This window comes from Stenotrophomonas sp. TWI602 (assembly GCF_039674045.1).
In the GTDB taxonomy this organism is placed as follows: domain Bacteria; phylum Pseudomonadota; class Gammaproteobacteria; order Xanthomonadales; family Xanthomonadaceae; genus Stenotrophomonas.
The window spans coordinates 47,797-63,426 of record NZ_JBDJMT010000001.1 but is presented as its reverse complement, the minus strand read 5'-3'; the positions used below and the strand labels follow the sequence as shown (position 1 = coordinate 63,426).

Sequence of the window (15,630 nt, the reverse complement as noted above, 5' to 3'; positions counted from 1 at the left end):
GCTCAGCCGAGCGCAGCGGCCAGTGCGGCATCGATCTGCGCAAGCAAGCCACGCCGTTCCGGCACGCCCGGCATCACCCGCACCAGGTTGCGGACCATCCGCAGGTCCTGTTGCCTGCCAAGCTGATCACCCAGGGCATGCAGCGCGCGCGCCTGGTGGCCCGGCCCTTTCCGTTTGATCGAGGCCGCAAGCGCACTGTCCAGCGCGGGCATCGCCTCCAGCTGCATCCGCAGGCGACGCACTCTGCGCCGCCAGCGATGCAGGTCCTGCGGATCTCCGGTGCGGGCAGCGCGCTTCTCCGCCTTGGCAGTACGGCGTTCACTGCGGGCCAGACCCCTGCGGAGATCGCGCCCGCTCAGCGCGTCCCATGGCTGCGCCTGGAGTTCGCGGGCGATACGCAGCAGCGCCGCGTGACGACGCGCAAACGCCGGGTCGCGCGCCAGCGCCCGGGCGAGCACTACGTCGCGCCGCGCCATCAACCGCCTGCACACCTCCGTCCACGGCGGGGCGGGCTGCTGCGCGGCAAGGTGCTGGCAGGTCTCCACCACCACATGGGCATCGCGCAAGGCCGACAACCCTTGCCCGAGCCGGCGCAGGCTCGCGTCGGTCCGGCCGGTCTCAAGGTCGCTGCTCTCCAGCACGGCCAGCAGCGCGCGAAGGCGGCGGATCGTCTTGCGCGCCCGATGCACGGCATCGTGGACATCGGGCTGGAGCGCCAGCGCAGCGGCGATGGCCCTGCACTCACGGTCTGCCAGTGCGCGGGCGGCAGGGCCGATGGCGGGTGGCGACATGGCGGTTTCCCCCGGAGGCGTCGGGGGATTGTACCCATGCCGGCGGTCCGCCAGCTCAGCCCGGGTTGAACATCTGCCGCACGCCCCGAAGCAGCTCGTTCACGCTGAACGGCTTGGGCAGCAATGACATGCCCTGCCCCAGGAATTCATTGCGGACGGCTGCACTCTCCGTGTAACCGGTGACGAACAGCACCGGCAAATGCGGGCGCAACACCCGAGCCGCATCGGCAAGCTCGCGGCCGTTCATGCCCGGCAGACCCACATCGGACAGCAGCAGGTCCAGGTCACGGTCCGAATGCAGTTCCAACAGGGCCTGCTGTGCGTTGATGGCTTCCACGACCTGGTAACCGGCCTCGACCAGCATCTCCCGGACCATCATGCGTACCGAATCGGTATCGTCGACCAGCAGAATCCGCTCGGCGCTGCCACGGGTCAGCTGTGCGGGTGCCAATGTGTCGTGGGCCGCAGACTGGAGCTGCCCCTCGGGCAGCAGCAGCTCGATCTCGGTGCCCTCGCCACGTTCGCTGGCAATGCGCGCACTGCCACCGGACTGCCGCGCGAACCCGTAGGTCATCGACAACCCCAGCCCGGTGCCCTCGCCCTGCGGCTTGGTGGTGAAGAAGGGCTCGAATACCTTGGTCAACAGCTCTGCGGGTATGCCGACGCCATTGTCGAGCACCGTCACGGTGATGTAGTGGCCAGGCGCCAGCTCATGGTCGCGCTCGATCCGGGCACGCCCGGCGCGGATGCGGATCAGCCCCTGGCCCGCCAGTGCATCGCGGGCGTTGATGACCAGGTTGAGGATCACGTTCTCGAACTGGTTCGGGTCGGCGACCGCGATCAGGGGTTCAACGCCCAGTTCCAGCTCGAGTTCGATGTTCTCACCGATCGATCGCTGCAGCATGTCTTCCAGCGAGCGCACCCGCGCGACCACATCGAAGGTCTGCGGATCGAGCGGCTGCTTGCGGGCAAACGCCAGCATGCGCTGGGTCAGCGCAGCGGCACGGTGTGCCGAGCCCGTGGCGATCTCGACGTAGCGCGAAGCTTTGTCCCATTTACCGCTGGAGGCGGCGATCTCGATCATGTCCAGCCCGGAGATGATCGTGGTCAGCAGGTTGTTGAAATCGTGCGCGATGCCGCCGGTGAGCTGGCCCAGCGCGTCCATCTTCTGCGCCTGCATCAACTCGATCTCGGTGCGCTCGCGCTCGGCGATCTGGAACGCCAGTTCGGACGTGGCGCTTTCCAGTTCCTGGCGCTGCTCGTTGGCGCGCGCATGGTGTTCGGTGGTGTCTTCGATCAGCACCAGGCCCTGCCCGGCGGCCTGGTACGGGGTCACCCGCCATTCGGTCATGCGCAGGACCCCGCCGACCCGAAGGCTGAAGGTACCCTGCCAGCGCTCGCCTTCGGCCAACGCCACTTTCAATGCACTGAGCGGGGCGAGCTGATCCTGCAGCAGCTGATCGAGTTGGCCTGGTCCTGCCTGCTGACCCAGCAGACGGGTAAAGGCATCGTTGGCATCATGGGCGTTGAGCGACGCATCCAATACCGCGATCGGGGCATTGATGTGACGGAAGATTTCGCGGAACCGCGCCTCGGTATCGCGCAGGGCTTCCTCGGCACGACGGGCGCGCAGCAGGCTGCGCAGCGTCGCCAACAACACATCCGGATCGACCGGATGGATCAGATAGGCATCGGCGCCGGCGTTGAGGCCAGTGATCATGTCACCGGTCGCGATGGATGCGGCCGAGACGTGCACCACGGGAAGCAACTGCAGCCGCGCGTCCTCACGCAACTGGCGCACCACATCGAAGCCGCTCATGTCCGGCAGATTCACATCCAGCACCAGCGCGCCGAAATCATGCTCGGCCAGGCGCGCGAGCCCCTCACCGCCGGTGCCCGCTTCCTCGACATGGAACCCGTGGTGCTCGAGTACGCGGCGCACCGCGTAGCGGGTCGCCACATTGTCATCCACCACCAGGATGCGATCAGGGCTGGGCATGCGTGGCCTCCGTGGCCAGTGTCAGCGGCAGTACGACATAGAAGTCCGAGCCTTTACCGACGTCACTCTCGACCCCGACATGCCCACCCAGCAGCTCGGCAAATCGCTTGCACAGGGACAAACCAAGACCGGTTCCGCGCAGGCGCTTCTGCAGCGGGGTATCCACCTGCACGAAATCCTCGAACAGGGTCGACTGGAGTTCGGCGGGGATACCGATGCCGGTATCGCGCACGCTGAAGCGCACGGCGTTCTCACCTTCCAGCCGGGTTGATACCACCACCTGGCCATTGGGCGTGAACTTCAATGCGTTGGAAATGAAATTGCGCAGGATCTGCGCCAGCTTCTTGTCGTCGGTATAGAGCAGCGGCATGACCGGCGGGTCTTCGAATACCAGGTCCACCTGGTTGCCCTCCACCAGCGGGCGGAACATGCCACGCAGCGCAGAGAACAGGTCCATCAGGTCGAACCAGGCCGGTGAAATGGTGATGCGCCCCGCCTCGATCTTGGCCAGATCCAACAGGTCGTCCACCATCTCGCGCAGTTCACTGGTCGAGGCGCTGATGAAACGCACCTGCCGGCGCTGCTCCTCGGTCAGCGGGCCATCCATGCCGTCCTCCAACAGCCGCGTCATGCTCAGGATCGAGCCCAGTGGCGTGCGGAACTCATGGCTCATGTAGGACAGGAACCGACTCTTCAGCTCGGACACCTCGCGCAGCTGCTCGGCCTGCTCGTCCAGCTCGGCATACAAGGCGAGCACCCCCTGATTGGTTTCATCCAACTCAGCGCGCAGCGCATCGGCTTCCAGGCGCAGCCGTTGCAGCTCCTGATCATCGGGTGAAGCGCTCAATGCAGATCTCCAAGACGCAGGGCAACAATGCCGGCGTCATCCCGGCCACGATCGAAATCACGCTGCAGCACCGCCACGATCAATGCCGGGTGGCGGTGCAGCAAACCGGGGTAGTCACGCAGGCTCCAGCGTGCCTGCAGGCCATCACTATGCATGACCAGCAGCGTGCCTGCGGCCGCGTGAAAATGGAATGGTTGTGCCTTGCGGTACTGCACGCCCACGATACCCGGGTGTGACGCCAACCCACGCGAACCGGTGGGCTCGCACAGGCTCGCGGCGATATTGCCGATACCGGCAAACTCCACCTGCAGGGTGGCCACGTCCACGCAGGCAACGGCCGCTGCACCGCCCCGGGTGCCGGACATGCCCGCGTGCAGGACGCCGATCAATGCCGGTGCGCCGCCCGCGGCCGTGTGCGCGACCGCCTCCACGCCGGCCCGCGAGGCATCGGCGGCGGGAAGTCCATGGCCGAGTCCATCGATCACGGTCACCGCCACGGTCTGTCCGTCGGCGCGGATATGCCAGGCATCGCCGCAGGCCAGCTCGTGCCGCATCGGAATGCGCAGCGCACCGTAGGCCACATCGATATCGCGTGGCGCACGACTGGCGTAGATCCGCGCCACCACCACCGCTCCCTTGGCATCGGACCAGGCATCCAGCACGGTGGCCTGGCGCTGGATCGCACCCAGCCCCAACCCCTGGGTGCCCCCGGTCGAGTAGCCGTCTGGAAGACACTCCGCCAGGGAAAAGCCCGGACCGGTGTCCACGGTGCACAGCTCCACGCCGTTACCGCCGCGGCCACAGACCACGGACAGGTACATGCGTCCGCCGCGCCCATGCTTGAGCACGTTGGTCGCCATCTCCGTGGCCACCAACGCCGCGCGGCCGGCGTCCATTTCATCCAGGCCGACATGATCGGCCAGCGCCAGCGCTTCGCGCCGGGCCTGTCCGACCTGGGAGGTTTCTTCGACCAGCACGACCCGCGTTACCTGGCCGGCGAAGTTCAGCTCCATTTGGTGATCGTGATGCGGGTGCCCTGCCCCGGCGCACTCTCCAGTTCGAATTCATCCACCAGGCGACGCGAACCGGACAGCCCCAAGCCCATGCCCGAGCCGGATGACCAGCCATCGGTCAGGGCCTGCGCGACATCGGGGATGCCGGGCCCGTTATCGGCGAAGACCAGCCGGACGCCTTTGCGCAGGCCCTTCTCCACGACCTCCCAGTCCATGGTCCCGCCGCCGCCGTAGATCACGGCGTTGCGGGCCAACTCGCTGGCGGCCGTGACCAGCTTGGTCTGGTCGATCAGACGCAGCTTGCATGCCACGCAGATCTGGCGTGCGGCCTGGCGGGCCAGCACGACGTCCTGCTCGATGCGGATCGGCAGCGAACCACTGGACGCACTCATGAGGCAGCTTCGTCTTCGTCGGTACGCTGCAGCAGCTTCATGCCACGCTCCACATTGAGCGCGGTGCGCACGCCACTGAGCGTAAGCCCCAGCTCCACCAGCGTGATTGCCACGGCCGGCTGCATGCCCACCACCACGGTGGTGGCATCCATGATCCGGGCCAGCGACGAAATGGTGGCGATCATGCGGCCGATGAACGAATCGACGATATCCAGTGCGGAAATGTCGATCAGCACACCGCGCGCGGAGGTGCTGCGGATCTTCTCGGTGAGGTCGTCCTGCAGCGTCAGCGCGAGCTGGTCATGCATGTCCACCTGGATCGTCACCAGCAGCAGATCGCCCATCTGCAGGATCGGGATGCGCTCCATCTCAGCGGGCGGTCCGGGTGACGGTCTGGCCGGTGCGCTTGAGCGCCAGCGCCAGTGCGTCGGCCAGATTGGCCTTGGTCACGATGCCCTGCAGGTCCAGCCCGAGGTGCACGATGGTCTGGGCGATCTGCGGCCGCACGCCGCTGATGATCGCATCGGCGCCCATCAGGCGGATGGCGGTGACAGTCTTCAGCAGATGCTGGGCCACCAGCGTATCCACGGTCGGCACGCCGGTGATATCGATGATGGCGATTTCAGAACCGGTATCCACGATGCGCTGCAGCAGCGACTCCATCACCACCTGGGTGCGCTGCGAATCCAGCGTGCCGATCATCGGCAGCGCCAGCACACCGTCCCACAGCTTCACCACGGGCGTGGACAGCTCAAGCATTTCTTCCTGCTGGCGCTGGATCACGTCTTCGCGGGTTTTCTGGAACACGCTGACCGTGTGCAGCCCGAGCTGATCGATCAGCTCGGAGATCGCCCACAGCTGGTCGCCCAGGTGCGCCGGGTCATTGGCATACCCCTGCTGGATCACGTCGAACAGCGGTCGCTTCAGCGAGAAGATGAAGCTGGCGGTCTCCGCGGAATTGAATCCCTTCAGGACGCGCTCGCGCGACAGTTCCTCCAGGAAACGCCGGATATCCTGCCACTCTGCCCGCGCGACGGCACTCACGTCGGTGGCCGACAGCGCATCCAGGAACAGGCGCCAGAACTCGCGGACCTGGACATCCAGCTCGCGGGAGGAAAGGCGGCCGTCCTGCGCCTGGCTGGTACCGGCCAGATTGCCGGCCCATGCGGCGAGCACAGGCTCCTGGTGGCTGCGGATGAGATCGATCGTGCGCTGCTGCAAAGCCGCCATGGAGAGGGTCCTGGAAAAAGGGGGGATACGGGGGTGACGCGCGACCCATCTCCGATATGAATGGGGGCCGCAATGGTGAAAGCTTAAATGAATTCAGGAAGATTGGGCACGAAGGCCGATGCCCGCAACGTGAAGGTTTTCTCCACCTCCCTGACTCGTTCAGACAGCCACGCCGCAGCGAGCGCCCAGCGCCTCTACACCATCGGGTCCCTACAACCCATCAGGCCGCCCGAAGGCGGCCTGATGGGTGAGCGGTCAGCGCAGCAGCGCGAACAACAGCAGCAGCGGAATCGGAATCCCGAGCATCCACAGCAGAATGTACTTCATGGTGTTTCCTCCCTTGAGGTGGTCAGGATCACAGGTCGCGGCGACGGCCGCCCCAGGTGGCGCTCAGGCTGGCGATGAACGCACCGATGAGCAGCGTGATGAACAGCCACAACGCGGCGTAGGCGGTTGCCTTGCGGGCATCGTCAGCCGCCTGCTTGGCCTGCACCTTGGCGTTGTCCAGCGCCGCACGCAGGCGGGTCTGCACATCGGTGACGCGGGCCTGTGCTTCGGCCTGGCTCATGCCGGTCTGCGCCGCCACCAGCTGCCCCAGATACTGGGTGTCGGCCGGGTCCATGGTGTCGGACTTCAGGCTGTTGAGGATGATGCGGTTGACCTCGGTACGCACTTCACCGCTGTCCGGACGACGGTCGGCACCCGGCATCGGGCGCGGCGGCGGCGGTGCACCGTTGGCGACCGGTGCCGGTGCCGACGCGTCGGCCGGGCCGGCCGGCGGCGCGGGCTGCGCAGCGGTCGGGTTGGCACGGAAGAGTGAATCCACCCAGTACTGCACGTCACCCTGGTCGCTGCCCATCGCAGCCGAGCCTGCACCGGCGGCAGCGATACCGCCTGCCGTCGAGGCGGCGGCACCGGCAGTTGCGCCGGCAACCTTGGCACCGGCGCCCAGGATGCCGCCGATGGCCGAGGTCAGCAGTGCGGCAGTGAGCAACGTGGCCACCGCCCAGGAGACGAACCCATGCGCGGTGTCGCGGAAGTAGGTCTCATCCCCGTGGATGTTGCTCCACTTCGTGCGCAGGCGGCCAGCCAGATAGCCACCCAGACCGGACGCGGCGATGGCGGTAAAGGTCAGCCACGCGATGCTGGACCAGCCAAACGTTTCTGCCGTCACGCCTTCAAACGACCACGGCGACACCGACGACAGGCCCAGGCCCACGCCGAGAATCACCAGAATCAGTGACAGCGCAGCGGCGGCAATGGCACCGGCCAGAATCGCGCCCCATGACACCGCGCTATCGCGCGGCAGGTCCACCACGGGCGGTGGGGTGACCACGGCGACGGTCGCCGCAGCGACGGGTTCGGGGTGGGCGTAATCGCCTCGGGTATTCATAGCGTATGGCACTCCTTTTCATGCGCTGCGGATGCAGCTCGCATCGGCAGGCTGCGCTTGAGCTCGTGAAATACGCGAGACGCTGAAAACAAGACCGTGTGGACGCGTTGCCCGGCTCAGACCCGTCGGCCGAGCAGCATGAACATCCCGAACAGCCCACCGAGCGCGCCAACGATCGCCAGCTCGATGGATGGCTCACGCAAGCGCAGCGCCATGACAATGCACACCGCTCCCAGCGCCATGATCACCGCACCGATGGCAGCGGCACGCGCGGAGCCGTAGAAGTGTGTGCGGCGGATCGGCTTACTCAGTGCCGGCTGTTTCCGCTGCCAGGCATCCAACGCCTGCTGGAACTCGCGCAGCAAGCGCTCCCGGCTCTGCAGATCGGCAGCGCTGACCATCAGCGTCGCCCGGCCGGGACGCACCAGCTTCAGATAATCATCGGTGCCCCAGCTGGAGAGCGCATCGAATGGCACCGCGTCGCGGCGCGAGAACATCAGGCCGTCGGGCATGATCATGACCTCGTTGCGGGTAGGGAATCCCTGGAAGGCCAGCAACGGCGGAATCACCAGGCACGCCATGGCGACCACGATCGCGACGCCTACCGGCCCACGATTGAGCGCGATGAACATGAAACTGCCGGCAGCAAGTACGAATGCCAGCGGCACCGCCAACTGGTGCCAACGGGTGTAGACCGACACCTGGATACCTTCCCTGGGCTTCACGATGACTTGCTCCTCTATCGGCACGCGGCGGCGGTGCTACTCGGCCTGCCTGCGGCATTGCGCCCGGCCAGTGGGCGCTTCAGGCCGCCATGGTCTTCGATGTGGCGGGCGGCGGCAAATACGCAACCCGGCAGCACCGGCGCGTGCTGATATCAAAACGGTTATCAGCCTGCCATCGTCGCGCCGCTGAATATGCTGATGAACATGCGTACCAAGCGGCGATGAACTTTTACGACATTCACGTGGCAATAATCCAGTCACGCCAGGGATGGCACGTGACCGGCCAGGGATGGCCTTTCAGCGGATGCAGTGGAACGGGGGCTGCATCGCCGGCGACTTGGCGCGACCAAGGGGATTATCTGGAAGCACTCTCATGACACTGGCATTATCCGGTCGCGTCGTCGCGACCCTGTTGTTCGCTACAAGCCTGGCCTTCGCCCTGCCTGCCGCGGCCGCCGCCAAAGCACCGTTTCCTGCCGAAGGCGTGTGGCGTGGCGAATTCACCATCGATGGCGACCCCATCCCCTTCAACTTCGAAGTAAAGGGCAAGCGCGCGCAGGACGCGACCTTCACCCTGCTCAACGGCACGCGCACGGACAAATTCAAGGTCACCCCGCGCGATGACGGGACATTTTCGGTGCGGATGAACACCTACGATGCCGTCCTGGAAGGCAAGGTCTCCGAGGATGGCAGGCACCTCGTTGGCCAGTACAAGGACCTGGTGCCCAGCCGCAACGGGGCGCGCAACCTTGCCTTCACCGCCGAACAGGGCGCGGCATGGCGCTTCGTCAAGCCAGGCCAGGACGAGGCGCCCGCGGCGGACCTCAGCGGCAAGTGGGCCGTGCAGACCATCGACAAGGCGGCCCGCCAGGACAAGCGCAACCAGGTGGCCCTGCTCAAGCAGGAAGGAAACCGCCTCTCCGGCGTGTTCATGACCGTCGTTGGCGACACCCGCGAGCTGGAAGGCACCGTACAGGGCAACCGCTTCTATCTGTCCGGCTTCAGCGGGCCGAGCCCGTTGCTGATCCGCGGCACGATCGATGAGGACGGCAACATCCAGGGCGCGTTCGGCAGCGGCATTTACAACGTGGTCAAGTTCGAGGCCGAGAAGAGCGACAAGGTGGAGCTGCCCGATCCGTACAAGCTCACCTTCCTCAAGGATGGCCAGGATCGCATTGATTTCAGCTTCCCCGATCTGCAGGGCAAGCCGGTCACGCTTCAGGACGACAAGTACCGCGGCAAGGTGGTGATCGTTGAAGTGATCGGCACCTGGTGCCCCAACTGCACCGACCAGACCTACTTCCTGGCGCCGTGGTTCAAGCAGAACCAGCACCGTGGGGTGGAAGCGGTGGCCGTCGCCTTCGAGCAGGAAGACAACTTCGATTATTTCCAGAAGACCCTGACCACCTTCAAAGATTATTTCGACATCCGTTACGACATCGTGTTCGGCGGTATCGCCGACAAGAAAGTCGCCACCGAGAAACTGAAGGGGCTCAATTACATGGCCGCCTTCCCGACCACGATCATCATCGGCCGCGACGGCAAGGTCCGCGAGATCTATACCGGCTACACCGGCACGGTCACCGGTGAGTATCACCAGGACTACGTGACCCGCTTCAACAGCCTGCTTGATGGGCTGATCGCCGAACCGGATCCGTACGCGGCCAGCGCCGCTGCTCCCGCCGCCCCGGCGACGACCGCATCACTGGCGATCGCCCCGTAACCCGCTGCAGCGGCCAGCGCGTCTGGCCGTTGCTCACCCGCTCCTGCGCTGCCTGCCCGGCACGGCCTCTTCGTGATGCCGCGGGCGGCTGCGCGCCACTGCCCAGAGAACCTCACATGCGTACTGCCCTCCTGTTGGCCCTGTTCACCGCGGCCGCCGTGCCCGCCGTGGCGACCGCCGCACCGGTGACCTATCAGCTCGACCCCACCCACACCGATGTGCTGTTCACCTGGAACCACAACGGCTTCTCCTTCCCGACCGGCCGCGCGGCGATCAGCAGCGGCACGCTCATCTACGATGCGGCCAAGCCCGCTGCGTCGCAGGTGCAGGTGGAGCTGCCGCTGGCCGAGCTGGCCACCCACGTCCCGAAACTGGACGAGATCGTCAAGGGCGACAAGCTGTTCGATGTCGCCAAGCACCCGCAGGCCAGCTTCCGCAGTACCTCGGTCGTGCCGCAAGGCACCGGCCGCCTGAAAATCACCGGTGATCTGACGCTGCATGGGGTGACCCGTCCGGTCGTACTCGACGCCACCCTCAACAAGGTGGGTGAGCATCCCAGCCGCAAGGTGCCCACGATCGGCTTCAACGCCACCGCCGTCATCCGCCGCAGCGAGTTCGGCCTGACCGGGTTCCTGCCCAATATCGCCGACGAGGTGCAGCTGCGCATCACCACCGAGGGCCAGGGGGCGAAGGAGTGAGTCGCAGCCTTTCCCCGTGGGTTGCCGCGTTGCTGCTCATCCCGTTCGGCGCGGCCGCCGCCGACACCCCGAAAGTCGCACTCGATCCGCGCGTGGAAGCGCGCCCCGACGGCACCCGTGAGCTGGTGATCGACGCCCGCATCGAACCGGGTTGGATTCTGTATGCCTCCGATTTCGAGCAACCGCAGATCGGCCCGCGGGCGGCGCGGGTGACCCTGGCCGGTGGCGAACAGGCGCAGGGACCGCTGCACTCGGTCGCGCCGCGCGAAGGGCACGGCCGCAGTTTCGCCGGCGAGTATCGCTATACCTACTTCAGCGAACGCGGTCAGCTGCGCCTGCCGGTCGCCGCCGGCACCGGACCGGTAAACGGCACCCTGCGTGCCCAGGTGTGCTTCGAAGACAGTGGGCTGTGCGAGCTGGTCCAGCAGGAGATCGCCGCGCGTTGAGCGCGGCGCCACCATGCCCCGCCCTGTCCGCTCCCTTGCCCTGCTGGCCGCGCTGATCGGCGTTGCGGTACTGGCGCCGGTGTTCTCCGCCGATGCCCCGACCTACGACGGCGATCTCTCCGACAACCCACGCGCCCAGCTGGGCCGCCAGTTGTTCTTCGATCCCATCCTGTCGCGCGACCGCACGGTGTCGTGCGCCAGCTGCCACCAGCCCGCCCGCGCATTCGCCGATGACCGTGCGCTCAGCCTGGGCGTGGAAGGCCGTGTGGGCACCCGCAATACCCCCAGCGTGATGAACAGTGCCGGGCGGACCCGCTTCTTCTGGGATGGCCGCAGCGAAACCCTGGAAGAGCAGGCCCTGGCGCCGATCGCCAATCCGCTGGAAATGGATCTGCCGGTGGATCAGGCAGTGGCCCGGCTGCTTGCAGACCCGGCGTGGGTCGCGCGCTTCCAGGCGACCTACAACGCCGCACCCAGCCCGCGGACGCTGGGCCGGGCGCTGGGCGCCTACCAGAAGACCCTCAATACCGTGGACAGTCCCTACGACCGCTATGCGCTCGGCCAGGAAGACGCGATCAGCGACGCGGCCAAGCGCGGCCGCCTGCTGTTCATCACCAAGGCCCAGTGCGTGAGCTGCCACGCCGGCGAGGATTTCACCTCGGACCGTTTCAAGAACATCGGCATCTACAACGGCCGCGAGTTCAATGACGAAGGCCGCGGCGGCATCACCGGCGATCCCACGCAGAAGGGCGAGTTCAAGGTACCCGGCCTGCGCAACGTCGCACTGACCGCGCCGTACATGCACAACGGCATGTTCAAGACCCTGCGCGAGGTGATCGTGTACTACGACGACCCCGGCAAGGTGATCCCCGATTCGATCGGCCGTGATGCACAGCTGCGCGATCCGCTGCACCTGACCGAAGCGGAGATCGACGATATCGAACAGTTCCTGCACACCCTGACCGATGACCGCTTCGCGTCGCGTGCTACGTCTTCGACGGCCTCCCCTCCATGACTTCTCCTGCTTCGCATCTGCCGGCGCTGCTGGCCACCGCACTGATGCTCGCGCTGCCCCTGGCATCGCACGCCGCCCCGCCAACACCCCCCGCCCCTGCCGGCCAGGCGGCACCTGCCCTGCACTGGACCGATCTGGACGGCGCCCCGGCGGCGCTGGCGCAATGGCGCGGCCGCCCGGTGCTGCTCAATTACTGGGCCAGCTGGTGCGGGCCCTGCCTGAAGGAGCTGCCGGACCTGCAGCATTTCTCGCAGGCGCAGGCACCGCTGCCGAACGGCGTGCAGGTGGTCGGCATCGCACTGGACGACATCGAGGCTGCCAACGCCCTGCGCGACCAGCTTCAGCTCACCTATCCGCAACTGGTGGAGAGCGACGGCCCCCCCGGCACCGCCGCCTCGTTCGGCAACCGCATCGGCACGCTGCCCTTCTCGGTGTTGATCGATGCGCAGGGCACGGTGCTGCAGGTCCACAACGGACCGCTGCATCCGGCCGATCTCGAGCGCTGGGCCGCTGCCGCGAGGGGCGCGCCGTGATCCACGCCCGGCGCATCGCCGCCGCGGCCGAACGTTGTTGTCCGGGTGCGCTGCGTCACCGCACCTGCTGATCCGGCACTACCGCCGTAGCCTGCCCGCCGCATGCCCCTGCGCATCGGCCTTTCTTCTCCCTGGGGATCTTCCATGCTGTCCACGCACCATCGCCTGCCGTTGGCCCTCGCCATCGTTTCCGCGCTCTCCCTGCCGCTTGCCGCCCACGCAGCGCCGGAGACGAATGCCAGTGCCATCACCGCTACCAGCACCGCCACGCTCGATACCGTCACCGTGACCGGCACCCGCGCGCAAGGCCGCACCGTGCGCGAAAGCGCGTCACCGATCGACGTGCTGTCGGCCGACGACATCCGCGCGGCCAACGCGACGAGCCTGCTGGATGTGCTCAACACCACCGTGCCCAGCTTCAACCTGCCGCTGGAAACCGGCGATCTGAACAGCATGGTGCGCGCCGGACAGCTGCGCGGCCTCAACGCCAGCCACGTGCTGGTGCTGGTGGATGGCAAACGCCGCCACGCCACCGCACTGCTGGGCGCCGGTGGTTTCGGCGGCGCCGCACCGGCCGATCTCGCCCTGATCCCCACCGGGGCGATCGAACGCATCGAAGTGTTGCGCGATGGCGCCTCGGCGATCTATGGCTCGGACGCCATCGCCGGGGTGATCAATATCGTCACCAACAAGGCGGCGCGTGGCGGCAACGTCTCCTACCGCGATGGCACCTACTTCGCCGGCGAGGGTCGCTCCCGCGTGGTGCAGGCCGATGCCGGTTTCGGCATCGGCGACGGCGGCTATCTGCACCTGGCCGCCCAGCTGGACGACCAGCACGCCACCAACTACACCAGCCCCGCCCGCGACACCTTCCTGTACTACTTCCCCAGGGACGCCGCCGGCAATGCGATCCGCCCGGGGGGCAACCAGGCCAGCAACCCGACGCTGCCCGCCGGTGCCACGCCCGATCCGCGCGAAGCGACCCGCGACAACAATGCCTGGCGCAATCGTGGCATCCGCGCGTTCCGCACCAAGACCGCCACCGCCAATGCCAGCCTGCCCCTGGCGGCGACGGTAGAGGCCTACGGGCTGCTGACGCTCGCCCAGCGCGATGCATGGGCACCGCAGAACTTCCGCCAGCCACTGCGCAACGAAGTGGTCCGGGCCATCGATCCGGATGGCTTCGCCCCCACCGAGCACATCGACGAGAACGATGGCGCGCTGACGCTGGGCGTGCGCGGCCAGTTCGGCGAGTGGGATTGGGACCTCAGCAGCGGCTACGGGCGCGATGCGATGGACATCAACCTGCACAACAGCATCAACCCCACTTATGGGCTGGACAGCCAGACCGACTTCTATATCGGCGACCTGCGCTACAGCGCCTGGACCCACAATCTGGATGTGCGCCGCCAGCTGCAGACCGCGTGGCTGGCCGCGCCACTGGAGCTCAGCGCGGGTGCGGAGTACCGCGACGAGCGCTACCGGATCGGCGCCGGCGACGTACAGTCCTATACCCATGGCGGGCAGCGGGTGCTGGATGGTCCGTATGCCGGCACCGTACTGGGCATCGGCCTGGGCGGCTCGCAGGCCCTGCCCGGCTATCGGCCGGAAGATGCGGTGGATGTCAGCCGCGACAGCGGCGCGGTGTACGTGGGCGTCGCTGCCGATCTGGGCACACGCTGGCGCGTGGACCTTGCCGGCCGGCATGAGCGCTACTCCGATTTCGGCAGCGAGAGCACCGGCCGCCTTTCGACCCGCTTTGCCCTGCACCCCCGGCTCGCCCTGCGCGGCACGATCAGCAACGGCTTCCAGGCTCCCTCCTTGGCCGCGCAGGCCTACCGCAACACCTCCAATGGCAATTTCTACACCGACCACATCCTGCAGGCCGGCTCGCCGCAGGCCATCGCCCTGGGCGCGCAGCCACTGCGCCCGGAAACCTCGCGCAGCCTCAGCCTGGGGATCGTGGCCGAGCCGTGGCAGGGCGCATCACTGACCGTGGATGCCTACCGCATCGATGTGGACGATCGCATTGCCCTGTCCACCACATTCCGCGAGGGCCTGTATCCCGGCTCCGGTGCGCTGGTGACCTCGGTCGGGCTCGGTGCGCAGGACGGTGTGCGCTACTTCATCAATGCCGCTGACACCCGCACCGAAGGCGTGGAGGCGACGCTGGAAGGGCGCTGGGATCTTGGCCGCGCCGGTGCCCTACGCTGGACCCTGGCCAGCAGCCATACCCGCGCGAAGATCACCGGCCTGGCCCCCACGCCCGCGGTGTTGGCGGCCTTCAATGTGCCGGTCTTCAGCACCGGCTCGCAGAACGAACTGCTGTACAAGGCGCCGAAGTCCCGCCAGGTGCTTGGCCTGGACTGGTCGCTCGGCCGCTACCGGGTCGGCCTGCGCCAGAGCCGTTATGGCGATATCCAGCGCTATGGCTCCCCCACCACGGTGGCCACCAGCGGGCCGTATGCCGGCCAGGCCGAGATCGCGTATGACATCGGCGGCCTGTGGATCACCGATCTGCAGCTGGGCGCCACCCTGCCCGGTGGCTGGGACGTGGCCTTGAACGCCAACAACGTCTTCGACCGCAAGGTCACGAAACTGCCTGAGCCGCTGCTCGCCGCGAACGAATACTACCGGTACGCCAATGGCGGCCCGGTCGATGGCTCGGGCGGGCTGTGGTCGGCGACGGTGCGTTACCGTTGGGACTAGCATTCCAGCAACGCAAGGAACCCTGTCTCATCCTCACAGATCAGGATGATCGCCTATGCAAAAATGAGGGAACTGTGGCACACCGCGTCGCAGTGGACGGTGTGAGCTCCTGACGA

15 protein-coding genes are annotated in these 15,630 nt (G+C 66.8%); 6 read left to right on the top strand and 9 right to left on the bottom strand.

What is annotated here, in order from left to right:
- Positions 1-2 precede the first annotated feature (2 nt).
- The 9 genes from ABE483_RS00295 to ABE483_RS00255 all read right to left on the bottom strand — a co-directional run bounded on the left by ABE483_RS00295 (position 3) and on the right by ABE483_RS00255 (position 8,297).
- The gene (locus ABE483_RS00295) at positions 3-791 is read right to left on the bottom strand and encodes a CHAD domain-containing protein (RefSeq protein ID WP_346480813.1); all 789 of its coding nucleotides are present in this window, start codon (positions 789-791) and stop codon (positions 3-5) included.
- A gap of 55 nt (positions 792-846) precedes the next feature.
- Entirely contained in the window at positions 847-2,790 is a 1,944-nt protein-coding gene (locus ABE483_RS00290) for a response regulator (protein ID WP_346480812.1), read from the bottom strand.
- Complete coding sequence (locus ABE483_RS00285) at positions 2,777-3,637, bottom strand: ATP-binding protein (RefSeq protein ID WP_313218699.1); 861 nt, start codon at positions 3,635-3,637, stop codon at positions 2,777-2,779. The genes ABE483_RS00290 and ABE483_RS00285 overlap by 14 nt, the downstream gene beginning before the upstream one ends.
- Positions 3,634-4,650: an ATP-binding protein gene (locus ABE483_RS00280; protein WP_346465943.1), complete on the bottom strand. Its 1,017-nt coding sequence runs from the start codon at positions 4,648-4,650 to the stop codon at positions 3,634-3,636. The genes ABE483_RS00285 and ABE483_RS00280 overlap by 4 nt, the downstream gene beginning before the upstream one ends.
- Positions 4,641-5,042, bottom strand: a complete 402-nt coding sequence (locus ABE483_RS00275) for an anti-sigma regulatory factor (RefSeq protein ID WP_121037420.1) — start codon at positions 5,040-5,042, stop codon at positions 4,641-4,643. Before ABE483_RS00275 ends, ABE483_RS00280 begins: the two co-directional genes overlap by 10 nt.
- A complete protein-coding gene (locus ABE483_RS00270; protein ID WP_019184175.1) occupies positions 5,039-5,410 on the bottom strand; it encodes an STAS domain-containing protein in 372 nt (123 codons plus the stop codon). The genes ABE483_RS00275 and ABE483_RS00270 overlap by 4 nt, the downstream gene beginning before the upstream one ends.
- 1 nt (position 5,411) lies before the next feature.
- Positions 5,412-6,272, bottom strand: coding sequence for an STAS domain-containing protein (locus ABE483_RS00265; protein ID WP_313212650.1), 861 nt, complete (start codon positions 6,270-6,272; stop codon positions 5,412-5,414).
- Positions 6,273-6,627: 355 nt separating this feature from the next.
- Positions 6,628-7,665, bottom strand: coding sequence for a hypothetical protein (locus tag ABE483_RS00260; RefSeq protein ID WP_346480811.1), 1,038 nt, complete (start codon positions 7,663-7,665; stop codon positions 6,628-6,630).
- 116 nt (positions 7,666-7,781) lie between these two features.
- Complete coding sequence (locus ABE483_RS00255) at positions 7,782-8,297, bottom strand: hypothetical protein (RefSeq protein WP_346480810.1); 516 nt, start codon at positions 8,295-8,297, stop codon at positions 7,782-7,784.
- A 466-nt stretch (positions 8,298-8,763) separates the two neighbouring features.
- On the opposite strand from ABE483_RS00255, the gene ABE483_RS00250 reads away from it, so the two are divergent.
- From ABE483_RS00250 to ABE483_RS00225, 6 genes are all read left to right on the top strand, one after another.
- On the top strand, positions 8,764-10,113 hold the full coding sequence (locus ABE483_RS00250) for a TlpA disulfide reductase family protein (RefSeq protein ID WP_346480809.1): 1,350 nt from the start codon (positions 8,764-8,766) through the stop codon (positions 10,111-10,113).
- Positions 10,114-10,229: 116 nt separating this feature from the next.
- Positions 10,230-10,811 carry a YceI family protein gene (locus ABE483_RS00245; RefSeq protein WP_346462628.1) on the top strand — a complete coding sequence of 194 codons (582 nt, stop codon included), beginning with the start codon at positions 10,230-10,232 and terminating at the stop codon, positions 10,809-10,811.
- Positions 10,808-11,257, top strand: a complete 450-nt coding sequence (locus ABE483_RS00240; protein WP_346480808.1) for a protein-disulfide reductase DsbD domain-containing protein — start codon at positions 10,808-10,810, stop codon at positions 11,255-11,257. The genes ABE483_RS00245 and ABE483_RS00240 overlap by 4 nt, the downstream gene beginning before the upstream one ends.
- 13 nt (positions 11,258-11,270) lie before the next feature.
- Positions 11,271-12,272, top strand: a complete 1,002-nt coding sequence (locus ABE483_RS00235; RefSeq protein ID WP_346462630.1) for a cytochrome c peroxidase — start codon at positions 11,271-11,273, stop codon at positions 12,270-12,272.
- Complete coding sequence (locus tag ABE483_RS00230; RefSeq protein ID WP_313212658.1) at positions 12,269-12,805, top strand: TlpA disulfide reductase family protein; 537 nt, start codon at positions 12,269-12,271, stop codon at positions 12,803-12,805. Before ABE483_RS00235 ends, ABE483_RS00230 begins: the two co-directional genes overlap by 4 nt.
- 144 nt (positions 12,806-12,949) lie before the next feature.
- Positions 12,950-15,514, top strand: coding sequence for a TonB-dependent receptor (locus ABE483_RS00225; protein ID WP_346480807.1), 2,565 nt, complete (start codon positions 12,950-12,952; stop codon positions 15,512-15,514).
- Positions 15,515-15,630 lie beyond the last annotated feature (116 nt).